Raw genomic sequence first — 24,519 nt, 5'->3', positions numbered from 1 at the left:
CCATGGATAGGATCATTTGGAAGTTCGAAAAATTATTTTCCATCCGGTTTGACAACCAAGCTTTCCCCTATTCCGGCGCTTCCGGAGGTTTGATTACAGAGGCACTGACCATCACGCCCGACCATTTAACAGCATCCTTATTCAAAAAACATGATATCCATTTCAGAATCAGGCAAGATATGTTGCTTTGTTTTGTCCGGGTCAAAAGCAATGAGGACTCTCCCTATTTCAGGTTGCCAAGTAATTTCAGTGCTAGATTTTTATTCAGTGTCAATAGTCCGGTCAAAGAACATACAGGTGTATCCGTCACGCACGGCAAAGAAAACCTCTACAGGTTTCGGATCAATATCAGGGCCTCCGCCAACTCAATGTCTCTTGCAGGTGCGACCTTAGGTCCGCTCCCATCGAGAGATTTGATACCAGTTTTTTCACCCGGAAATCCCGGCAGCTGGACCACCAAATCAGTCAATCTGAGTGGCGGTTTTGGAGTAATCGATATCGTCACAGAAGGCTCAAGTACTCATAGAATATATACAGATGTAAGTACCCAAACCCTATTCTATACCGCTGCAAATGGTAATGAAAATGAACATTTGTTCACCATTCATTTAAACAACTGAAAAAAACCAAGAAACCATAAAACCATTATCCAATGTCACAGATCAATGAATCCGCCATTAAGACACCGGGAGTCTATATCAATGAAATCCCCCTGTTTCCCCCATCCGTAGCCCAAGTCGAAACCGCTGTTCCGGCTTTTATCGGCTACACGCAGAGTGCAGTCAACCAAATCGGAGAATCACTTGAAAATGTACCTACCAAAATTTTTTCTCTGAAGGAATATGAAAACTATTTTGGGAAAGCTGAAGAAGAAGAAGGCATCGAAGTGACCGTGGATATCAGCACCGAAAACGGGGTAAGGATCTCTATGACAGGTGATGCCACCATTACCGATCAATCGGAATATACGATGTATTATAACATCAGAATGTATTTTTCCAATGGAGGCGGACCCTGTTATATCATTTCTATAGGAAATACAACTGGGGCTGCAAATCCTATTGATTATGATGCCGGGCTTTTGGCTTGCGAAGCCGAAGATGAGCCTACACTCTTGGTGTTTCCTGATGCTGTAAACACCCTCAATCAAGCTGGTTATTATGCTTTGATATCCGCAGCAATTGACCAATGTGCCAAACTTCAGGATAGGTTTACCATTCTGGATGTCCATACAGCAGGAACCAACAATACCACCACCATCAGTGGATTCAGGGGTGCGTTCACGAAAAATGACAGCCTTAATTATGGTGCAGTCTATTATCCATATCTAAAGACCACTTTTGATTTTGCCTATGACGATGCAGATGTGGATGTTGTTATTACAACAAATGGAGTAGCAGCAGCGGCAGTGGCTTTATCTACTTTGGTCAATACCGAAACATCAATCTACAATTTTGCGCTAGCCAAAATAAGAGAAAAATTGAGCCCCTCACTCCCACCTTCCTCAGCCATGGCAGGCGTGTATGGCAAAGTCGATGGATCGAGAGGAGTATGGAAAGCTCCGGCAAATGTCTCTCTTAATGGGGTATATGACCTTTCCGCAAAGATCAGTGAAGCCGAACAGGGTGGAATGAATATCGATCCTACCTCTGGAAAATCTGTCAACGCCATCAGGCTTTTCCAAGGAAAAGGATTTTTGGTATGGGGAGCAAGAACTTTGGCCGGCAATGACAATGAATGGCGGTATATCAACGTCCGAAGATTTTTTATCATGGTGGAAGAATCTTCCAAAAAAGCAACGATGCAATTTGTCTTTGAACCCAATGACGCCAATACCTGGGTCAAACTTCGTGCAATGCTCGAAAACTACCTGACCCTTCTCTGGAGACAAGGTGCTCTGGCAGGCGCCAAACCCGAGCATGCATTTTATGTACGATGCGGTTTGGGACAGACGATGACCGCCCAAGATATTCTGGAAGGAAGGCTTATCGTCGAAATCGGCATGGCCGCAGTCCGTCCTGCTGAATTCATCATCCTGCGCTTCTCCCATAAAATGCAGGAATCCTAATTTTCTCAATTAATCCTAAAAACATTTAACCAAAAATATCATGGCCAATTATCCTCTTCCCAAGTTCCATTTCCAGGTCGACTGGGGAGGAACAAAAATCGGATTCAGTGAAGTGACCGGACTAGAAGTGACCATCGAGCCCATTGAGTACCGGGACGGTGCCAGTCCCGAATATTCTAAAATCAAAATGCCCGGCTTACAAAGCTTCTCCAACATCACTCTGAAACGCGGCATTTTCAAAAGTGACAATCAATTCTACCAATGGTGGAATACCGTTGCCTTGAATACCATCGAAAGAAGGGATTTGATCATCTCTCTTTTGGATGAAAGCCACAATCCAGTAGTGGTGTGGCGGGTAAAAAACGCTTGGCCGATCAAAGTCCAATCCACCGACCTCAATGCAACCGGCAATGAAACGGCCATCGAAACGATGGAAATTGCCCATGAAGGTCTCACTATGATAAACGAGTAGCCATGTTCTCATATCCACCGGTAGGTTTCCATTTTTCAGTAGTCTTCCAGCTATTTCCCCAAACCCCAAATGATTTCAGGTTTCAGGAAGTCAGTGGATTGGATATGGAAATGATGATGGAAACCGTCATTGAAGGAGGGCAAAACAGGTTTACATGGCAGCTTCCCGTAAGGGCAAAATATTCGGACTTGGTATTGAAAAGAGGGATGTTCATTGGATCAGGGATTTTGATGTGGTGCAAAAATGCCTTTGAAAATTTTGTCTTTGAGCCTGTCAACATCATCATCAGCCTGCTCAATGAAAATCACATCCCCATCCAATCCTGGTATGTGGTCAATGCCATCCCAAAAAAATGGTCTGTCTCCGGCTTCAATGCCGAACAAAGCTCCATTGTCATAGAATCTATTACCCTGAGCTACCAATATTTCAATATCATCAGTCTGGACTCTGCGCTTTCCATGGCAGGAAATATCAGTGCATCCGGTAGTGTTGGAATTTAACCCTTCTCCTATGCCAATAGAAATCAGAGAACTCCAGATTAGAGCTGCGGTGAGCAACAATGCAGGAAATCAATCTCCACAGAATTCCAATCCACAGGATTTGGAGCGGTTGAGACAGGAAATTGTAAAGGAAGTGACTGAAGAAGTATTGAGATTAATTCAGCTAAAACTTGAAAGATAATGATCGATCTTGGCCAAAAAGCCGAAAAATTATATGTGCAGGCATACAGCGATGCGAAATTTAAAATCCCTGTTCCTGACAACAAGTTCAGTGCATTGGTCAATCCCGCGACATACAATGTCTCCTACAAATTTGAATTTGACTCCACCCAAGCGCCGGGGACTTCAGGAGCAAACATGAAATTCAACAGAATTCTCCCCGGAGATTTCCATTTTGATTTTTTGTTTGATGCCACAGGGGTTGTCAAAGATATGTCTGTCCTCAGCTTGGGCATTGCCAATCCCTTTGAAAAACCAGCCAATGTCACAGAGCAGATAGAATCCTTTAAGCACAAAATCATTGATTACCAATCTGACAAACACCGTCCCTACTACTTAAAAATCCACTGGGGAGAGCTCTTGTTCAAAGGAGTATTAAAACAGATGGATATTGAATACAAGGTTTTTGCGCCGGATGGAAAGCCAATTAGAGCAATTGCAAAATGTCAGTTTGCAGAGAGCATCGCCGATGTGGAAAGGGCGGCGGAAGAAAACCGCGAAAGTCCTGACATTACCCACGAGCGGATTTTTAAAGGAACAGACAGGCTGGATTTGCTTACAGAAAGAATCTATGAAAATGATATCCACTATATCAATGTCGCCGGATTCAATTCCCTGGACAGTTTCAGGAACATTCGCACGGGCTCAAAAATTTACTTTCCTCCTTTAGCAAAATAAACCCAAAATAATGATTTTATCTGGCCTACATGAACTTGTGACTTTGAAAATCCTTTTGGGAAGCGGTCCAGGTGCACTTCCCGATCAGGAGGTTTCGGGCCGAATCCAAATTCTGGACATTACGGTCTACAAGGAACTCAACAAAATCCCCTTTGCTGTAATCAAGTTGGCGGATGGTTCGGCGGCGGATTCAGATTTTTCGGTCGGCAATAGCGGTGAGTTTGCTTTGGGAAAAAGCATCGATATCCAACTAGGGTACAGTACAGATGACAAATCGGTTTTTAGAGGAATTATCATCGGTAATTCTCATATCATCAGCGGAAGCCAGACCACGCTCAACCTGACCTGCAAACATGAGGCAGTCAAAATGACTGTTTCCAAGAAAAACAGGCATTTCAATGAGCTCAAAGACAATGAGATTGTGGAAAATATCCTTCTGGAAAATGGAATAACCGATTTGGATATCCCTTCTTTTGGAAGTTCAAATGAGCAATTGCTCCAGGCCAATGTCAGTGATTGGGATTTTATTCTCAGCAGGATCGACTCCAATGGCATGGCCTGCAGGATGGATGGCAAAAAATTCTCTGTTTTCAAGCCTGATCCAACACAAGATCCTGTCTTGTCGCTTACCTATGGAGAAGACATCATTTCATTGAAAATTGATACTGATGCCCGATCCCAGTCCACAGCGGTGAAAGCGTTTTCTTGGGACTATGCCAACCAAACGCTTTTGGAAACAGAAGGGGCAGACTTGAATGGTGCTTCCCCTGGAAATATCCAAGCTTCAGATTTGGCCGAAATCAATGGGCAGGAATTTGAAATCAAAACCCCTGTGATGCTGACAAGCGAAGCCTTGCAATCCCTTGCGGATTCCAAAAAGCAAAAACAATCCCTTTCAAAAGTAAAGGGAAAAGTGACTTTTTCGGGCAGCTCTGAAATCAATCCCGGAGATTGGCTAGAACTTAATGGTGTCGGAAATCAATTCAGCGGCAAAGCTTTTGTAAGTGCCGTGCAGCACCGGACGAGAAACGGGAATTGGGAAACTGAAGCCACTTTAGGCTGGGAAGAAGATTTTTTTACTGAGAAATACAATCCCTTTCACTCCAGTTCGGGAAGCGGTCAATTTTCAGCTATCCAGGGATTACAAATCGGAATCGTTACTGATATCATGGATCCTCTTGGGGAAGGCAGAGTCAAAGTTCGCCTGCCGATGGTCAATATGAATGACGAAGGTATTTATGCCCGCGTGGCCACGCTGGACGCAGGAAATAACAGAGGCACATTTTTCAGACCTGAAATAGAAGATGAGGTGATCATCGGCTTTATGAATGGGGACCCTTCCCATCCTATCATTCTGGGAATGGTACACAGCAGCGCCAAACCGACGCCACTGGAACCCGAAGAATCCAATGACAAAAAAGGCTATGTCTCAAGGTCTGAAATCAAAATCACGATCCACGATGGGGACAAAAGCATTGTTATAGAAACTCCCGGGGGAAGGAAATTTACCATGGATGATACCGCGGGAACAGTACAGGTAGAAGATCCAATCGGTAACGTCATGCTGATGGATGACAGCGGTATTTCTATGGAATCACCAAAAGAAATCAGCATCAAAGGAGGAACCAAAATAAGCCTCGCCGCTCCGGAAATGGCCTTCAAAGCAGATATGAAAATAAGTATTGAAGCCGGTGCCACTTTAAATCTAAAAAGCGGTGGCACAGCTGACCTCGAAGGAGCCATGGTCAATGTCAAAGGTAGTATGGTCAAAATAAATTAAAGGAAAAATGCCCCCAGCTGCAAGGATCACAGATATGCATATTTGCCCCATGGTGGAGCCTGGGCCCGTTCCTCATGTGGGTGGGCCCATATTGCCTGCCGGCGAACCTACTGTCCTGATTGGAGGGCTTCCAGCTGCGAGAGTAGGAGACAAAGCAGTGTGTGTCGGACCACCTGACACGATTATCGCCGGTTCAGGGACGGTTTTGATCGGTGGAAAACCTGCTGCAAGGATGGGGGATTCTACGGCACACGGAGGAGTAATTATACTAGGTTGCCCCACAGTAATCATTGGAGGATAAAAAAATGGAAAATATACACCGCTCATTTCTTGGAACAGGTTGGAGTTTCCCTCCACAGTTTGACAGCGAGGGAAGCAAAACCAAAATGCTCAGTGATGAGGCTGACATCCAAAGCAGCCTAGAAATCCTGCTTTCAACCAAAAGAGGGGAAAGAGTGATGCGCTCTGATTATGGATGTGACCTCCACGAACTGGTGTTTGAACCGCTTACAACGACATTCAAAACCTACATCAGAGACCTGATCAGAACCTCGATCCTCTACCATGAACCAAGAATCGAAGCCGAAAAAATCGAGCTTGATGATACCGGCGAACTTGAAGGAAGAATCTTGATAACCATTTCCTACAAAGTCAGGGCGACCAATTCAAGGTTCAACTTTGTATTTCCATTTTATAAAACTGAAGGCACTGAACTGACTTAAAGCATTATGGCCTGCAACGACAAAAACCCATTGACCAGAGAAGGTGTGGACCGGTTGACAAGAAAACTGGAAGCCCTTCCTCCCACCTTTGCCAAGGTGGACGAAAGGTCTATGGAGGATTTGATCCTATTTGCAAAAAAATATGCGGCCTACATTAAATACAAGGATTTGGATAATACCGATGCAGGCACTTGGGAATCCTTAATGAAAGTGGATATCTCCGTAGTGTTGGCCGTTTTACTTTCACTTGATATGCTGGAAGTGTCGGACTATATCAAGCTCCTCTACAAAAAAACCAAACTTGGGATCGCCACTTCTGATGATGCAGAAGCAAGTTTACAGTTCAAATTCCTTTTTGATATTCTCTTTTCTCTCGCCAAAACCGTTGACGAGCAGTGCGGATTTTTGAAGGAAGAAATAGACCACCAACAAACCATCAAGTCTGTCATCCAAACCAAACTCAATACACCATTTTCTAAACTATATAATTTCAGGGCGTACAATTTAGCTTTATTGTCCATCTCCAACCAAACCGACAATACAGCACCCCTAAACACCATTGATTCTCACCAAGGGCTGACATTGACTTATTTTTCCCTGACAACTGAAAAACTGAAAATCACCATTCCCGGAACTGAGATCAGAGAAAAGATCAGCCATGTCATCAACCACAATTTATTCAATAACCAGATTTCCCTTTTGCTAAGCGGAATATCTTCCATTCTTCAAAAAGCCCAAGAGCTTTTTACCAAATCATTGAATGAATATTCCAACCACGAACCACATTATGGTTTGTTTTTGGCATTTCTGAAACTCTTCAATGCCGCACAAACCAGTCTCAATGATTTTAGCGTCAGGCACCTTGATTTTTATTACAAAGATGTCTTGAGGCTTAAAAACCAAAATCCTGTTCCGAATAAGGTACATCTGACGGTCGGACTTCAAAAACACATCGATCAGCATTTGCTGACAAAGGGAACTTTGTTTAAGGGGGGAAAAGACCCAAATGGCAAAGAAATGAACTATCGCCTGACCCAAGACGTGGTGTTTAATCAGGCTGAAGTGAAAGAAATCAAAGCTTTTCAGATCCATAACAAAAGCCTTTTGGCATTTCCTGTCATCAATAGTCCTGCTGGAATCGGTGGCAAATTCGAAGGAGACGACAAAAGCTGGTTTGCCTTTGGGGACAAAAAAATGATTCCTACTCAAGAAGCCGGATTTGTAGTAGCCTCCAATCTTCTTTTTCTCAAAGAAGGCGAGAGAACGGTCAAGATCACAGTCAACTTTGAAAATCCGCTCCGATCAAAAACTGCGATTTCCAGATTGGGAATACTTAGAAATCAAAAATCCATTCCCTTCGATATCATTCTCACCGGAGAAAAAGATTGGGTTTCAAAATCTGTGGATGCTTCCTTTTCAAACAACCAAAATGAGATCACATTTGTATTTTCTCTTGGAGTAGAGGAGCCACCAATTCTTCCTTACCTAGAAAAAACCCACAAGAAAAACTTCAATACCACTTTACCCTTGTTGGTGGCATATCTCGATCAGGGAGCCCGCAATATTTGGTACGCCGATCTGATGAATAATCCTATCTCCTCTATCCATGTGGAGGTCAAAGTGATTGGCATCAAAGACCTTTCTCTAAGTAGCGACGGCGGTTCTATAGATGCTTCCAAGCCTTTCAAACCTTTTGGTGATTTTCCAAAACAGCATGCGAGTTTTTACATTGGTTCCAGAGAAATTTTTCAGAAAAATCTCGAATCCATCAAGGTCAATTTACCGGTCAGCGTACCGATCTATTGTGAATACTTGCATGGCAACGACTGGGAAACCTATCCTTTTCCCAAAGATGGGAATGGTTATCTGGTTCAGAAAAACATCGCCGGCAATCTTCTCAAACAGGCTTCGCTAGACTTCCGAAGCAATGAATTCCTTCAGGCAAAATCCTTTGAGGGATTTCTCAGAATCAGGCTAGATACCAACACATATTCTCTTGCGACCCATATGTCCGAAGTCAACAAGGCTTTGGATAACATTGTGATCAATTCCCAACAGGGAAGTTTTCAGCCCATCGAGGTGACTAAAGTAGAAAGCAATCCAGCAGTAGCAAAAGCCATAGAAATTGAAAACTTGCTGTTCGATCAAAATTTGACAGCCAACCTTAAAAAGGTATCAGAGATTTCAGGTTTGCTCAAGGTGACTGGAAATTCTGTTCCGGTTCCGAAAGAAGTCATCGCTGAATCTTTTTCCATCGATTACACAGCATCTGAAAACATCCCAATCAATGCAACTTCAAATCCAAAACATGCATTTTTTAACCTCTCTCCTTTTGGGTATTTCAAACCAATTCCAGGAGAAAAATCGCTTGTCCCCCGGTTCAGCCAAGAAGGGGAGCTCTTGATAGGAATAGCCAAAGCCAATGTGCCTATAACGATCAACATGCTTTTTCTTCTTGCTGATGGCAGTTCCAATCCACTCAAAGCACAGGAACCTGTCCGTTGGTCTTTTTTAAAAGAAGAAAATAATTGGGTGGAATTTGAAGCCAACAAAGTAATCGATGGGACGATCAATCTCACCAGAACAGGAATCGTAACCTTTGGCATTCCGAAAGAAGCTGGATCAAATCATACCGCTGTGACTAGCGGCCTGATTTGGGTCAAAGCCTCGGTCGCTGCCAATACAGATGCAGTCTGCAAAATCATAGATATCAAAGCACAAGGTGCATTGACCGAATTGGTACAATCCGAACAGGAAGGCATTGAATTCAGAAACCTCCTTCCACCAGGCTCAATCAGCAAGCTCAAGCATTCGGACAGTGCCATCAAATCCATAACCCAACCCGCTGATTCTACAGGTGGAAGGGTAAGGGAAAGCGATCCCGATTATTACCAAAGAGTCAGCGAGCGACTCAGACACAAGCAAAGGGCTATCAGTATTTGGGATTACGAGCACTTGATTCTACAGGAGTTTCCTTCAGTCTATCAGACAAAGTGCCTCAACCATACCGGGTTTTATGAAAAAAACGGAGAGAATATTTTCTGCGAAAACTTCCCCGGCCATGTCACGGTAATCTGTATCCCCGACCTCAAAAACAAAACCAACATCAATCCACTACGACCCTATACTTCCGTAGGCACACTTACCGATATCAGTCTATTTCTTGAAAAGCTAAAAAATCCATTTGCGCAGCTCCATGTGGTCAACCCACAATTTGAAGAAGTTCAGCTGGAGTTTGAAGTTAGGTTTCATGACAATATGGACGAGGTTTTTTATAGAAATCTCCTTGATATTGAAATCGAACAGTTTCTATGCCCTTGGGCTTGGGACAGTAACCAAAAGCTCACATTTGGAGGAAAAATCAACAAGTCAACCCTCATCAATTTTGTGGAAGAAAGACCCTATGTGGATTTTCTGAGTTGCTTCAAGATCCACCACATCATCCGAGACGAGGAGGGGAAAATCGCCAAAAAAAACAATGACTTGGAAGAAATTACCGCATCGAGTTCGAGATCGGTATTGGTTTCGCATTTTGAGGAATCTAACCTAGCAACTCCACGCCATATCATCCAAGTAATCCAAACCTGCGACTGCTGATGAAGACCTCTCCGACCATACCAAAAAATCCCGTTCTAGCCCATTCGATGGACTTTGAGCGGCTACGTCAGGAAGGATTGGGCTATATCGAAAAGCTATCGAGCAATATCTGGACGGACTACAATAGCCATGATCCGGGTATTACCATCTTGGAAGCACTTTGCTATGCCATCACAGAACTCGGGTACAGGTCTCATTTTGAAATCAAAGACCTCCTAACCCAAGCTACAGGGCAGACTTTTTTTACGGCTAGGCATATCTTGACTTCTGCTCCTTTGACGATTACGGACTATAGAAAACTGTTGGTAGACATCCCCGGAATCAACAATGCCTGGCTTTTTACTGACGGAAAACAGGAAGTCCCCATTTTCATCAATTGCGAAGAGGACAAACTTCAATTCGAGAAAACAGATCAGAAATTGGTATTAAAGGGCCTTTATACGGTCTTGTTGGATCTTTCCATTGACCTCGAACTCGGAGATCTCAATACCGGCGACATTGAATTGGAAAATATCCCCTTTACTTTTTCTCCCATGGTGGATATGGAAGCCGGCGAGTTTCAACTCAAATTTGAACTGCCAAGTATCAAAGAGGTAAACAAAAAAATTCTGACTGAGGATACTTCCATTTTTACTATTGAAAAAAATCCTGCTAAGAATTGGTTCTATCATTTCAAAATCGAATTGCCGGATGGAGAAATCGCTGAAGTTCCATTCAGGGTAAGTATCCCAAAAAACCCATCTAAAGGGAAAATTCTTGATAGCCATGTGTCTTTCATGTTGCAGGACATTCCTTTTGCAACCTTGATTTTAGAAAGCTATTTAGAAAAAATATCCAAAGCCAATACTATTCTCAAAAACGCCTTCAAGACCCTGCATGAAAATAGAAACCTGTGCGAGGATTTTGTGAGCGTACAACCGATCGATTCTGAGGAAATCGCATTTTGTTTTGATGTCGATGTCACCGCAGATACTGATATCGAGCAAGTGCAAGCGGAGATCTATTACACTATTGAAAATTACCTTAACCCACGGGTTTCATTTTTCACCCTCAAAGAAATGACGGAAAAAGGCATCCCGACAGAGGAGATTTTTGAGGGACCTAGACTGACACATGGCTTTATCGATACCGAAGAAATAGAAAAAGCCCAACTGAGAACCGTCATCTATGCCTCGGACATCATCAATTTACTGATGGACATCAAAGGAGTAAGGGGGATCAGAAATTTTCTGATGACGAAATATGATAGAGACGGAAAGCCTGTTCCCGGTCAAAAAGGAATCTCTTGGTGCATGCCTGTAGCTTCCTTGCACAAGCCTGTAATGAGTGCGAGCTTCTCTAAAATCCTTTTTTTTAAAGACGGTTTTCCATTTTTGTCTCAGTATGAAGAAGTCCGCGATACCGTGCAGCTACTCCACGCCCAAAGATCCATTGGTAAATTGGTGCCTACCTTTGCTGACCTTCCCGTTCCAAAAGGAAGAAAAAGAGACACCTTGAGTTATTGGCCGGTCCAATATGACTTACCGATGGTGTATGGTGTCGGAGAATTTGGACTTCCGCCCGAAGCAGACAATTTAAGGATTGCACAGCAGCAGCAACTGAAAGGGTATCTGATGTTTTTTGAGCAAATGTTGGCAGATTTTAATGCTCAGCTTTCCAATGCCAAGAGCCTCTTTTCCACAGACGAAATCAGGAAAACCTATTTTGCCCAATACCTTGGAAACATCCGGGAAATCGACGGGGTCCTTCACACAGATTTGAAAAAGGCCATAGCCAACGATCCGCTCGATCCTGAGAGTCAGGCTTTGTGGCAAAGACTTTACGAGAATCAAAACCAGTTTTTTGAGAGAAGAAACAGGTTTCTAGACCATCTTCTTGCGCGGTTTTCGGAGTCCTTCAATGACTATGCACTGCTCATGTACAGGATCAATCTGGAGAATATCAGTCTGGAAAAAATCGAACCCCAAGAAATCATCGACATCAAAATCCGAACCCTGCAAGCCTATCCCGAAATCAGCTATTCCCGTTCCTTGGCATTCAATTACTTTCCCCAGGATGAAAATTTTGAACTTGATCAAACCAAGCTTTGGGATACAGATAATGTGTCCGGACTTGAAAAACGAATCAGCCACTTGACCGGCATCAGGGATTTTACAAGACGGTTTCTTTACTGCATGAAAAATGTAGAAATCCTCTGCGAGGAAAAAGAAGTCGGAGAAACCATTCATTGCATACATTCATTTTCCCTGACCTCCAGAAACGGTATCCGACTGGTTTCGAAGAAATTTGAAGACAAAGCACAAGCAGAAGCGGTACTGGCGGATGTGATGGAGTTGGGAGCCAACCCAGAAAATTACCATTACACCACCAAAAAAATTAAGCTCAAGAAGCAGAACGTAATCATTCTTGAGAGTGAAAATACCTTTGCTACTGAAGAAGATGCCCTAGCAAACATACAGGACATCACCGAGGAGATGGCTTTGGACTGTAATGACCCGGAGGGCTTCCACCTGATTGAGCACCTTCTTTTGAGGCCGAAAAGCAAGAATTTCAAATTGATGGAAGTCTGTTTGCACGACTGCGACTGTCCCTGCGAGCAGGACATTTATTCCTTCAGGGCTTCGGTGGTTTTGCCGCATTGGCCTATGCATTTCGACGATATGGCCTTTCGTCAGTACTTCGAAAAGAAAATCCGGGAAGAAGCCCCGGCCCATATTCAATTGAAAATCTGTTGGGTCAGCAATGAGAAGCTTCGGGAATTTGAATCAAGTTATAAAGCATGGATCAAAGAACTGGCAACTTTCAAAGCGACAGGAAATAACCATGCAACGTATCAGGAGGCCAATGACAGGATGCTGGCAATATTGGCAAAACTCAACTCTGTGTATCCAAAGGCCACACTTCATGATTGTGAAGAAAGTGACGCCGACAAAAACCCGGTCATGCTGGGCAAAACCATTTTAGGAACTCAAAAATTATAATCATGCAGCCTATTCAATCATACCCCGTTTTTGAAGCTGATCAGGTGCTGTCCAATGGACACCTGAACAACTTGTTGAACTACCTGGAGCAGCAGGAAAGGCTGACGCGTATCAAACTGGTAGGCAGAGGTATCGTCTGCGGTTTGGAAATCAATAATTCCAATACTGCCATCAGCATCAGCAAGGGCTGTGGACTGACCTCCCAAGGATACCTGATGCAGTTGTGCGATACCAATTACACCCATTTTATGTCTTATTCACCACCTGCACTTCCCAATGACCTCTATTTTTTGACCCAATGTGGCGAAGAAAACCGCGATAAAGTTCCTTATTATGGCACCAAGGATATCCTCCAACTCATCCCTGATAATGATAAAGAGACTGTCGGAAAAAAATTAATCTCAACCATAAAAAGGCAGGATTATGTTGTTGTCCTTTTTATAGAAGCCGAGCAGGTAGATCTCAAAAACTGTGATACCCAAGATTGCAATGACAAGGGCAGCAGAATGGACTTCATTCTCAGGGTTCTTTTGGTCAAAAAGTCACTTTTCGATTCCAGCAAAGCCATTACTTTCAATTCCATTCTTCTAAAGCGCTTCAATGTACCTGTTGCGGATATGAAAACGGCTGAGGATATTTTGAATGGGTTTTTGGCGATCACCGACGACAGCACCCTGACCAAGCTTTCCCAAAACCTCATCCGAAGTTGGGACAGGTTTGCAGTTCCGCTAGGACTCCCTGCTGAAAATCCACTGAAAGGACTGAATCTGGTCACAGTCAAAAAAAACCTCTCAGGCAAGACTGGACAAAGGATTTTTGCGCAGTATTTTTATGATTTTGTCGACGACCTCCTCAAAGCCTACATTGAATTCAGGGCAAAAGTAAGGGAGGTTTTTGGGGAATGCTGTCCGGACGAAATGGATTTTCCCATGCACCTGACTTTGGGATTGGCGAGTGAAAATACCCTTTTGGGAAAAAGAAATACCCAGAGACATTATTTCGAATCTTCCCCAATTTTGAATGGACAGGGCAAAAATACTGATGAGGCGATCCTCCTTTTGGAAAGATTGGTGGCCATGGTCAGGGGATTTATAGGAGATAAGCTTCAGAGCAGCGAAGCTATCGCCATCACCCCAAACACATTGGGATATGATTTTATCAGCTACAGAGCCATTCCTTATTATTATGATTGGAAAGCGGTCAATCCTGTATGGTATTTTAGCAGAAGTTATTCGGGCAATCAAAGATTCAATTTGGGATACCGTGCAGCACTTCAAACCGATGCTCCGGAACCGATCAAAAACCCGCTTTTGTATGACATCGAAAGGTACAATGCCTTCCGGATCGAAGGCCATATCGGCAAAAATTACCGATCTGCATTGACTGAAATCATCCGCCAAAAGCAACGGTTCAACCTTCCTTTTGATGTTTTGGCGCTCAATGCCATCGACCTGTCCGCAATATTGAACGGCAAAGAAATCTGCTGCCATGTAGAGGATCTTGAGTCTGACTATCGGGTGATGATCACCGGAATCGTCTGTCAGTTGCAACAAATCATGGCTTATGTCGGTAATCTTCGGCCAAAAAGAACCATCGAACCAAATAGAGATCTGGGTGGATTGACCTTAAAAAGGGATTTTTATATCTCCAAAAATCTGGTGGATATGCAAAAAACCATCAAGGCTGACCTTTCCAAAAACCAAGCTATCAGTATTTCCAATGGAGACATCATCAAAAATCTTGCATTACGGGATGTCGAACCAGGTGAAAAGCTCGCAGATTTTGTGGCAAAAGATGTGTCAAATTTTATCGTTGACCAAAAAGCACTTTTTGAACACATCATCAGGCAACCTGATTTGTTGTTGATTTTTCTCCAGCAATTGGCAGAAATAGTGAAGTACCTGCTTTCTTTCGATCTCGACAAATTCGACGAAGAGGCCTATAACAAATTGTGGACTCCCTATTCCAAAACCGTTGCCAGCCTGATCAAAGAAGCTACAAACTCTGAAAATGAAGAGATCAAGAAGTATTTCTCTGCGAGCAACAATGAACTGCTTTTCAAATGCGCCAATGAAAAACTTTTTGCACTGAAGGAAGAATACATCAAAAGGTTGGAGCAGTACCATGCTGCGATCAACTTCAATGAGTATTTTAAAAAGCATCCTGGGTTGGAACATAAAGCCGGAGTGACTAAAGGAGGCACTTTCATCCTGGTGTACAATGGTGAAGTAGAAAGGGTTTTGACTTTGCCTGAATTGGCAAATCCAAACTTAAATCTTGATTTATTTACTAGAAATAACCTGACAAACTTATTGGCAAAAGAGACTTTGGCAGAAAAAGCAGAACCTCAGAAAGCAACCATTTCAACAAACATAGGTAAGGGTTTCCAAGAACTTTCCATCTCCGCAAAACGCACAGAATTCGAATTTGCATCGGACCTGATCAAAAAACTGAATCTCGGAGACGCAGCCAAAAGTGTACTTGACGCGCTTAATATTCGGGACAAAGCCATCCGCGAACAGGCAACACCTATTGCCAAAGGAACTGTGATCGCTGATTTTTACCTTCCTTATCTCTGCTGCAGTGACTGTCCACCGATCGCCTATGTGATCCCTGAAGAAAAAGAACCTGAAAATAAAGGGCCTGTAGCCAATGCCGGTCCCGATCAGACCATAACTATTGTTGAATCAGCCACGGTTACTTTGAATGGGTCTGCATCCACAGATACAGATGGGACCATAATTGAATTTTTATGGACCCAACAAAGCGGCCCATCAGCAGTCATCATTACACCCAATCAGGTACAGACCATTATTCAGTTCCAAAATCCGGGGCAATATGTTTTTGCGCTGAAAGTGACAGATGACAAAGGGGCTTCTGCCCAGGATACAGTAACCATCACATTAAATCTTCCTAAAAACAACCCTCCGATTGCCAACGCCGGACCGGATCAGGACATCGATTTTGTTTCTACAACACCGGTGACTACCCTTTTGAATGGATCGGGATCGACGGATGGAGATGGCTCGATCGTAGTATTTTCTTGGTCTCAGCAGAGCGGTCCATCGGCCGTCATCCAAACACCTGATCAGGTTCAGACCAGAGTGCTTTTCCGGTCTCCCGGTCAATATGTATTTGTGCTCAAGGTAACCGATGACAGAGGTGCCGATGCCGAAGACAATGTTGCAATCACCGTAGTGGCTCCCCAAAACAATCCTCCTGTAGCAGAGGCAGGCGAGAACCAGTCCGTTTTGGTTCCAAATCCAAACACAACTGCAACAGTTATTTTGGATGGAAGTAATTCCACCGATCCTGAGGGAGATGCGCTTGATTTCATTTGGACATTTGAAGGAGGGCCAATGAACCCGACAATCACAAATCCGAATCTGGTGCAGACAAATGTGACCGGACTTTTGGTAGGGATATACAAATTCGGACTGAAAGTGACGGATACAGGCGGTAACAGTTCCAGTGATTCGGTCGAGGTAAGCGTTGCTGTCAGGGATGGAGGAGATGATGTCAGGACCAAAACCTGCGGACCACTCAGCGATATTCTCAGAGTTTTTGAGGCATTTGACAACCCTAACTCAAATGATCTTTTCAAGCGGTTTATCGAGATTTATTCCCCTTATGGACAGATAAGGGAGTTCTTTACTGGAATGAGGAATATAGCCGGAGAAACTTCCGAAAGACAGATTGAATTCTTTGTCAGTGAATTTGTCAATTCCGGATTGCTTTCCCAATTCATGGAGTGGCTTCAGTTATTGCACAATATAATTTTGGAATCTAGAGAACTTAGAAGTTTGGCTTTTGAGCTATACAGGATCTTGAATCTCTTAGCGACATATATAGTCTGTATCCAAAAAGAGGATTTCGATCAGGCAAAAATTCCGATGGAAAATATCTTCTCATTCATTGAAGAGCATGCGATAGTATGGGCATCCATGAAGGGTACCGGTGCTTTTGGACGAATAGAGACCCAGCTTATCCTCAGGATTGCCAATGATATAGGAGCGGCAATAGCCCAGACAGAGGAAAATGCGGAAGTGAGTTCCAAGCCAAAATATCTCAACCGACTTCAAAATATTGGAATTATTATCTGATTTAATACACGATGTCCGAAATCCAAAAACATAAAATCCATACAGCTTCCCTTCAGGTAGATTTTGAAGGGTTGGAGGAAGGATTGGGAGTGCAGGACAGTCTTGGTTTGTTATTCTACGAAAAAATAAAACCTGCTTTGGAAAAAGCTTTTGACAATTATGGAGATCCAAAAGCTACCATTGTCTTTGATAAACTTGAACTGGATTGTGGGAAGATTTTGTATGAAAATTGGGAAGAGAACCTGGTAAAACAGGTTTTAATACAACTCGATGAAAATTTAAAATCAGTATCAAAAGAGAAAAATGAAATCATTCCTGTTGGAAAAAAGGCTGAAGAAGTTTTTATCCATTTTCTTAAAAAAGGATATTTCCATTGGAACAGTCCTTTTGCAAATCCTAGGGATTTGGAAAATTCTGTGGTTTTGGAACCTCTGTTTTTGGAAAACCTCAGGTTCATTTTGCATCAATCACCGGTACTTCAAAAGCGTTTTATTTGTTCTTTTAGCTCCGATTTCTTTGCAAAAGTGATAGCAGCATGGAGTTTAAAATTACATCCCGAAGTATTCCATTTGGTTTCTTTTCTAGATAAAGCCAGTCTCCAAGAAGAATTATTTCAAGTATTGGTTCGTATTGATCCCGAGCAAAAACCATTTTCAACTACCCATTTTCTTGAAAGTTTGATCAGCAACCTTTCTTTCGAGAACCTCCCAAAATTGGGAGAATACTTAGCCAGAGAAGCTGGAAAGGAGAAGGAATTATGGAATGAAATGAAGTCTTTGGTTCTTGAAACCAATTCCCCTGAATTACAAAGAAAGATTTCCCATTTAATGCAAAGTATCCTAAAAAGGAATCCATCATTTTGGAAAGAAGTAAGTTTTTTACTTGAGGAAATTGAATTTCTACAAGCTGAACTTCAAAATAAAAATAATAAATCCCAAGATTCCAGGCCATTAGACCATCTACCCAAATCACAGCCTGATTCAAGACCAATGACTAGACCAAATCCACCACACCATCAATTGGGATCAAAAGAACAGGAAGATCAGGAAATAGAAGAAGGAATATTTGTGGAAAATGCAGGTTTGGTTCTTTTGCATCCATTTTTGGCCGGGCTCTTCAGCAACCTACAACTGACAGAAAACGGAAAGTTTTTGGCTGAATCCGACCAATCATTGGCTGCAAGGGTGCTCCAATTTTTGGTATATGGAGAAAATGAACTTGCCGAAAATTATTATCCACTCAACAAAATCCTTTGCGGGATGGGAGTTTTTCAGGTTTTGGGGGATGAAACAGAGCTCAATCCCGAGACCAAAATTGAATGTGAAGAACTGCTACAGGCAGTAATCGGACATTGGTCAGTATTGAAAAATACTAGCATAGACGGATTGCGGGAGACCTTCCTGCAGCGCAACGGCAAAATCAGCCGGGTAGAAAAAGGGTGGAAACTCCAAGTAGAACGAAAAACGGTAGATGTGCTTTTGGCCAAGCTGCCTTGGGGACTCGGTATCATCAAATTGCCTTGGATGAATGACATGATGTTTGTCGAATGGGAATAAAAATGCGCTGACTATGGAGGATATAAAAACCATCATTGAATTTTTGGAAGTCGGTTTGAAATACCGGCTCGACAACTTTTTCCATGGAAAAATTTTGGAAGATCAGGATTCCACGGAATTGATTTTCGATGCGCAAAGCACAGTTTCTAGATTAATCAGGCATTACAATTTGAATAAAGAGAATTTGCTTCTACTTTCTGCTGCCTTGGTTCCCCATATTGTACCGGGGTTTTTTGACAGGATCATTCTGGAATACCTTCCCCAAGGTGGGGATTTTCCTGAGTTTGGCGGGGTAAAACCAGAGCAGCATAGAGGTATGGTTGCCTCGGGAGAAACCATTCTTTTCCTATTGGCGGGAATGGATATTCAGCAAAGGTTGAACCAACTCTCGATCTTTGACCAATCCAATCCATTGTTCAAACACCGGATCCTATCACTGGAAACTGTCAAAACCGGAGAGCCTAGATTGAGCGGAAAACTGGTCATGGATCCTGAATACGTGGAAGTGATGACCACCGGAAAGATTTCCCTTCCTACTTTAAGCATCAATTTCCCGGCAGAACACCTCCAATCAGAATTGACTTGGGAGGACCTTGTACTTCCGGATCAAGTCTGGCATCAGGTCAAAGAATTGCAGACCTGGCTCAAGCACAAAGACACCTTGCTTTCAGAATGGGATCTGGGCAGAAAAATAAAGCCGGGATATAGGGCATTGTTTTATGGCCCACCGGGAACAGGCAAGACGGTTACTGCTACACTTTTGGCAAAGTATACCGGAAAGGAAGTATTCAGAATTGACTTGTCCATGGTTGTATCCAAATATATCGGGGAAACAGAAAAGAACCTGGCTACGCTATTTGACAAGGCAGAGCACAAAGATTGGATTCTGTTCTTCGATGAAGCAGATGCGATTTTTGGAAAGCGGACCGGAGTCAGGGATGCACATGACAAATATGCCAATCAGGAAGTTTCTTACTTGCTTCAAAGAATCGAAAGCTATAACGGGCTCGTGATTTTGGCTTCCAACTTCAAAACCAACATTGACACTGCTTTTATCAGGAGATTCAACGCCATCATTTATTTCCCGGCACCCAAAGCAGACGACAGACTGGTTTTGTGGGAAAAATCCTTGCCGAGTCAATTCAAAATAAGCAAAGAAAACGGGCTCAGGGAAATCGCCGAAAAATACGAACTGACCGGTTCCCACATCATCAACATCATCCAATACCTTTCCCTGACCGCATTGGAAAGCCGCGATTTTATATTGACCAAGGATATGGTGATAAAAGGAATAAAGAGGGAAATGGAAAAAGAGGGGAAGTAGCAAGTGAGATTATCATTTACAAATAAAAACGAAGGAAATGGAAGCGATAAAGGAGAATAAAACCTCGAAAGTCAGGACAAATTCAAATGGGAAAAATCCCTTTTTCACAGGTGATGCATTTCAGGAAAAGTTGAAAATAAGCCGACCAAATGACCCACAGGAAAAAGAATCGGAAAAGATGGCCGGGCAGGTGATGGGAACAGTTCACGAAAATAAAAAAACCGAACCAAGCTCTCATTTCGCTACTGAACTCAAAACTACCAATGGAATGGGGAGCACACTTTCTCCCCAAACCAAAAGTCAAATGGAAAGTGCTTTCGGTAGCGATTTTTCCGGTATAAAAATCCATTCTGACGAACAATCCTCCCGGTTGGGCAGGGAAATCAACGCCAAGGCTTTTACTGTAGGCTCGGATATTTACTTTCAAAAGAAATATTTCAACCCAAAAGATGGAGTAGGGAAAAGACTTTTGGCACATGAACTTGCCCATACCATGCAGCCAAATGCGTCGAGCGGTTTTTCTGTCAAAAGAGAAGTTGAAGAACAAAAAGATAAGGCTGACGACAAACCTAAGGTTGAAACCAAAGTGGAGGTTGCCACAGAATACAAAGAAGGGGAAATCAAAGGGAAGACAACCACCACCAGGTCAGGGGAAGAAAAAGTGACCGATGCAATTACTGCCAAGGCTTCCGAAAAAACTTCAGGCGATACCGTGAGCACCTCCGCAGAACTTGTAGCAAAAGACAAAGCTTCGGGAATTTCTGCCACAACAGGAATCAAAGCGGAGGAAACTCCCTTGGACCTTTCCAAGCCCGATAAAGCAAAAGCCTATTTCAAAGTAAATGGAAGTTGGACACTATTCGATTCCAAACTCAAACTGGACTCTGGGGTTACAGCCGAAACGGACTTCAAAAATTCCCCCTCCCTGTCTGTGGATGGAAAAGCGGTCTTTTTCCCCTATTCCCGTTTGACACCGGAAATCGCAGGAAAGTTCCTTTTGGATAAGAACGGACCTTCAGGAAATATCACACCCGGAGTTTCCCTCAAAATCACGGACATGCTTTCCGCTAAAGCTGGAGTGCCGATAGACATCGGATCTAATGGAAAAGTAAAGGCAGGAATAGGATTGGGACTTGTGTTTAAGTTTTAATGAAATTCCAGCTAAATTATTCTAAAGAAAAAAAGAGATAGAAGAAAACTCATTCAACTTAAGTAGAAATACAAATGGAGGCTGTACAAGAAAAAAAGAAATCCCAATCTAAGCCAAAAGGCCTTGGAAAGGAATCATTTTTTTCGGCAACACCTATCCAGACCAAACTTCAAGTTAACCAACCCGGCGACAAATATGAAGTTGAAGCAGACCAAGTCGCTGAACAGGTAGTTCAAAGGCTTTCAGAATCAGATTCTAAGTCCCAAAATCTTGAACGCTTCCTCACTCCCAAACCCTCTTCAGTCCACTTAAAGGGTAATGAAGGTGATGAAAATTTGAGCCAAACATTGATGACGAAGAGGACAAATGCTGAAACGCCAGTGGTTTCCTCAAAAACATCCTCTCAACTTTTTGCTTCCAAAGGAGGCGGAAATCCATTGCCCAAAAATACCCAGTCAGAAATGGAACAGGGATTTGGGATGGATTTTTCCAAAGTCAAAATTCATACCGATACCTCAGCCGCTACCTTGAGCAAAAACCTTGGCGCTAAGGCTTTTACTCATGGCGCAGACATTTACTTCAACTTAGGAAAATTTGAGCCCAATAACCAAAGCGGAAAGAAGTTATTGGCGCACGAACTGACGCATTTCATCCAAAAATCAAAAGCGATACGGAGAGATCCTGAAGAGGATGCAAGGAAAAAGGAACAAGAGGCAATTGCCAAGCTAAAGTCTGAAATAAAGACTGCCTTTTCCCTCAAGTCAGTTGAGGATGGTACCTCCACATGGACTTTGGAGGAATTGAGAATCACGAAGGAGGCGATCGCAAACATTCCAAATGAAGATATCCATGCGCTAAAAGATGTAGTTCTTAAACGTGTCTCCAGTTTGGGAGGAAAAACAGCAGGTCAATTTTCTTCTCAACAATCGGTAAATGATACAACGGTAACCGACGAATATGAGCTTTCATTGGCAGATTTGAATTTTAAACCGGGAACTCCGGAAGTTGAGCAAAAAAGATTGGTGCAACACGAAGTCGGCCATGCCATTGCTACATTTCCAAGCAGGCAGGCTAACTTGGCTTCTAACAAAGCTTTGGCAGAATATAACACTAAGATAAACAAGGAAAATGAAAGTAGTATCACCTTTACTATGGCCAACGATGAAATGAACCTTGCTGTTGATGAACTTACCAAAAAGGTGGAAGAGTTTAACAAAGAGTCAGAACCTACAATAAAGAAACAATTGAAAGGTGAAATGGATGCCTTGAGGAAGATAGCAGACCAAAAAAGAACAGAAAGAACAAAAAATGAGAAATTATTAAAAGCTGACGAAGCAGCTACAAAAACTGCCAAGACCGCTTCAGACAAAAAAGAAAGTGATGCCCAAAAACATGCCATCAGCCAAACAGACCTCGATGCAATCGAGCAAAGCACTTCGTCAGCCAAGTTAAATCACGATATAGTCTTGGCAAAGGCCATAGGCGGTGTCACCAACGATATGAGAAATCTGGAAGAAGCCTTACAATATTTGACATCAGTACAAGCCCTAAGTGCCGAAATTGAAAATTTCCATTCTCAAACCAAATCCAGAGAAAAATCCGAATCCGAGGTAGAAAGCTTCATTGTTGGTGTCGATAAGAAAATGGAGGAAAGAACAAAGGCATTTGAATCATTGTCAAAAACCGATACCCGGCATGCAATTTTGATGACATTGGCCCCTGTGGAGCAGGAACAGGAAAAATTCTTTCATGCAGCAAAGGCAAACGCATTGGCACATGAAAGGTCGGCGAGGGTTCAAAAATTTGTGGCATTTGTAGAATCAAAGAACATTCCCCCTATTTCGGATTACGCTCGAGAGAATTGGCCACATAAGCCAGAGGAGTTCTATGCTGAGGCATATTCCTTTTGGACTTCAGGAAAATTGAATGCTGTTTCCCCAGACCTTCAAAAGTGGTTTGATGACAAAAAATATAAGTAGCAGTTTATTGTGATAATTCAATAATTTGGGTGCGCTACAGTTTGAGGTTTAGATTATCGAGAGTGCCAAAGAACCTTTACTTTCGACACAATTTGGGGGGAAGTTATATGCCAATCAAACCGTATTAAATGATCGAAAAATCTAAAAGATAAATTCATTTAGAATTCATGGAATATGGGGAAATCAAATCAAAATCCTTTTTGACTTGTAAATCCGAACGCATCCCAATCCAAATAAATTAATTAACCAAAAAAAATACTAATCATGGCAAAAACATACACTTACCGGAAAGGCAAAAAAGTTCGACTTGTAAAAAAATCAAACATGTTGGTTGTTAGGGCAAGTCATTGGCAAATTCCTTCCCTCGAAGTTGGCTGACATCTCCGCCAAGAAGGGTCCTTTTTCCCGGCCCATGACTGCCGTCAGTCAGCATAATTTTTCTAAACGCCCCACTGAGTTGGGAATGTAAATAACCTGTATCCATTTGATACAAGAGAGTATGCGCCAGGTATCTGAATGATGAGCTTAGCGTGGAAGCCCTTCCAAATTCATCATTCATCTTTTTGGTTCCAACAAAAAACCTGCTCAACCAATACCTTTTCCTATTTTTTTGTCTTGCCTGCCGGGCAATGTTTTTCCCGTTCATCAGGTAAAATGTAATGCCACCAAGAGTGCCTACAAACTTGGTCCAACTTACGAGTTTAGCCATAGCTCCTTTATATCAAAGTACACCTTCCCTTACCCCTCCGTAGTAGTCCCCTTACACTTTGACCGTGTTTATACCGTGTTTTCACCGTGTTGGAGGGAACTCCTAGTTCTATTCCTTAAGAGTTAAATATAGATAATTGTCGGAATAGATGCATATCCCAGTAAAAAAATAGGAAGGGACTCCAATTATTCTAGGATGATTTTATTTTCACTGAGCATTGAGAAGACGTAATTGCTAAATTTGGTTGATTACCTCTATTGTATTAAAATATTACAAAAATAGATGAACTTCCTTACCTTCACCCCATGGAAAATTTACCCCCTTGCCCGGCCTGCAAATCTGAATATACTTACGAATTGGATGGCAAATTTGTCTGTCCGGAATGTGCTTTCGAATGGGAAGCGGAAGTGGCGGTTGTTGAAGAAGGACTTGTGGTGAAAGATTCCAACGGAGCCATATTGGCAAATGGGGATTCGGTCACCATCATCAAAAACCTCCCCATCAAAGGTGCTGCACATCCCATTAAAGCAGGAACAAAAGTCAAAAATATCCGATTGGTACAAGGTGACCACAATATCGACTGCAAAATCGAGGGATTCGGTTCCATGGCCTTGAAGTCAGAATTTGTGAAAAAGGCTTGAGAAGGAAGTAAGATGTAGGAGGTAGGAAGTCAGAAGTAAA

The 24,519-nt window shown here is 42.7% G+C and carries 18 protein-coding genes; 17 read left to right on the top strand and 1 reads right to left on the bottom strand.

All coding sequences use genetic code 11. The annotated features are described in order from the left end of the window. Positions 1-2: 2 nt before the first annotated feature. The 16 genes from M3O96_RS07275 (at position 3) to M3O96_RS07200 (ending at position 23,129) form a co-directional block, all read left to right on the top strand. Entirely contained in the window at positions 3-620 is a 618-nt protein-coding gene (locus M3O96_RS07275; RefSeq protein WP_249719671.1) for a hypothetical protein, read from the top strand. A 32-nt stretch (positions 621-652) separates the two neighbouring features. Next, positions 653-2,068, top strand: coding sequence for a phage tail sheath family protein (locus M3O96_RS07270; protein ID WP_249719670.1), 1,416 nt, complete (start codon positions 653-655; stop codon positions 2,066-2,068). 40 nt (positions 2,069-2,108) lie between these two features. After that, positions 2,109-2,540: a phage tail protein gene (locus tag M3O96_RS07265; protein ID WP_249719669.1), complete on the top strand. Its 432-nt coding sequence runs from the start codon at positions 2,109-2,111 to the stop codon at positions 2,538-2,540. 2 nt (positions 2,541-2,542) lie between these two features. Next, positions 2,543-3,040, top strand: a complete 498-nt coding sequence (locus M3O96_RS07260) for a phage tail protein (protein ID WP_249719668.1) — start codon at positions 2,543-2,545, stop codon at positions 3,038-3,040. 10 nt (positions 3,041-3,050) lie between these two features. Then, complete coding sequence (locus M3O96_RS07255; protein ID WP_249719667.1) at positions 3,051-3,221, top strand: DUF5908 family protein; 171 nt, start codon at positions 3,051-3,053, stop codon at positions 3,219-3,221. Next, on the top strand, positions 3,221-3,937 hold the full coding sequence (locus tag M3O96_RS07250; RefSeq protein ID WP_249719666.1) for a CIS tube protein: 717 nt from the start codon (positions 3,221-3,223) through the stop codon (positions 3,935-3,937). The genes M3O96_RS07255 and M3O96_RS07250 overlap by 1 nt, the downstream gene beginning before the upstream one ends. Positions 3,938-3,947: 10 nt before the next feature. After that, positions 3,948-5,717, top strand: coding sequence for a type VI secretion system tip protein VgrG (gene vgrG, locus M3O96_RS07245; RefSeq protein ID WP_249719665.1), 1,770 nt, complete (start codon positions 3,948-3,950; stop codon positions 5,715-5,717). A 7-nt stretch (positions 5,718-5,724) separates the two neighbouring features. Next, positions 5,725-6,018, top strand: coding sequence for a PAAR domain-containing protein (locus tag M3O96_RS07240; protein ID WP_113923265.1), 294 nt, complete (start codon positions 5,725-5,727; stop codon positions 6,016-6,018). A 4-nt stretch (positions 6,019-6,022) separates the two neighbouring features. After that, complete coding sequence (locus M3O96_RS07235) at positions 6,023-6,439, top strand: GPW/gp25 family protein (protein ID WP_249719664.1); 417 nt, start codon at positions 6,023-6,025, stop codon at positions 6,437-6,439. Between the two features lie 6 nt (positions 6,440-6,445). Beyond that, on the top strand, positions 6,446-10,036 hold the full coding sequence (locus M3O96_RS07230; RefSeq protein ID WP_249719663.1) for a baseplate J/gp47 family protein: 3,591 nt from the start codon (positions 6,446-6,448) through the stop codon (positions 10,034-10,036). After that, positions 10,036-13,017 carry a baseplate wedge protein gene (locus tag M3O96_RS07225; RefSeq protein WP_249719662.1) on the top strand — a complete coding sequence of 994 codons (2,982 nt, stop codon included), beginning with the start codon at positions 10,036-10,038 and terminating at the stop codon, positions 13,015-13,017. The genes M3O96_RS07230 and M3O96_RS07225 overlap by 1 nt, the downstream gene beginning before the upstream one ends. A gap of 2 nt (positions 13,018-13,019) precedes the next feature. After that, positions 13,020-17,120, top strand: coding sequence for a PKD domain-containing protein (locus M3O96_RS07220; protein ID WP_249719661.1), 4,101 nt, complete (start codon positions 13,020-13,022; stop codon positions 17,118-17,120). An 11-nt stretch (positions 17,121-17,131) separates the two neighbouring features. Continuing rightward, the gene (locus M3O96_RS07215; RefSeq protein ID WP_249719660.1) at positions 17,132-18,676 is read left to right on the top strand and encodes a contractile injection system tape measure protein; all 1,545 of its coding nucleotides are present in this window, start codon (positions 17,132-17,134) and stop codon (positions 18,674-18,676) included. 13 nt (positions 18,677-18,689) lie between these two features. Beyond that, entirely contained in the window at positions 18,690-20,000 is a 1,311-nt protein-coding gene (locus tag M3O96_RS07210; RefSeq protein WP_249719659.1) for an ATP-binding protein, read from the top strand. A 37-nt stretch (positions 20,001-20,037) separates the two neighbouring features. Beyond that, on the top strand, positions 20,038-21,150 hold the full coding sequence (locus tag M3O96_RS07205) for an eCIS core domain-containing protein (RefSeq protein WP_249719658.1): 1,113 nt from the start codon (positions 20,038-20,040) through the stop codon (positions 21,148-21,150). Between the two features lie 74 nt (positions 21,151-21,224). Beyond that, complete coding sequence (locus M3O96_RS07200; RefSeq protein WP_249719657.1) at positions 21,225-23,129, top strand: eCIS core domain-containing protein; 1,905 nt, start codon at positions 21,225-21,227, stop codon at positions 23,127-23,129. 334 nt (positions 23,130-23,463) lie between these two features. Here the strand turns inward: M3O96_RS07200 and M3O96_RS07195 are convergent, their stop codons facing one another. Then, entirely contained in the window at positions 23,464-23,838 is a 375-nt protein-coding gene (locus M3O96_RS07195) for a hypothetical protein (protein WP_249719656.1), read from the bottom strand. A 305-nt stretch (positions 23,839-24,143) separates the two neighbouring features. Here M3O96_RS07195 and M3O96_RS07190 point away from each other — a divergent pair, with 305 nt between their 5' ends. Then, positions 24,144-24,479: a zinc ribbon domain-containing protein YjdM gene (locus tag M3O96_RS07190; RefSeq protein ID WP_249719655.1), complete on the top strand. Its 336-nt coding sequence runs from the start codon at positions 24,144-24,146 to the stop codon at positions 24,477-24,479. Positions 24,480-24,519: the final 40 nt, after the last annotated feature.

Source organism: Aquiflexum sp. TKW24L (genome assembly GCF_023502205.1).
Taxonomy (GTDB): Bacteria; Bacteroidota; Bacteroidia; order Cytophagales; family Cyclobacteriaceae; genus Cognataquiflexum.
This window is presented reverse-complemented; position numbering and strand designations above follow the sequence as displayed.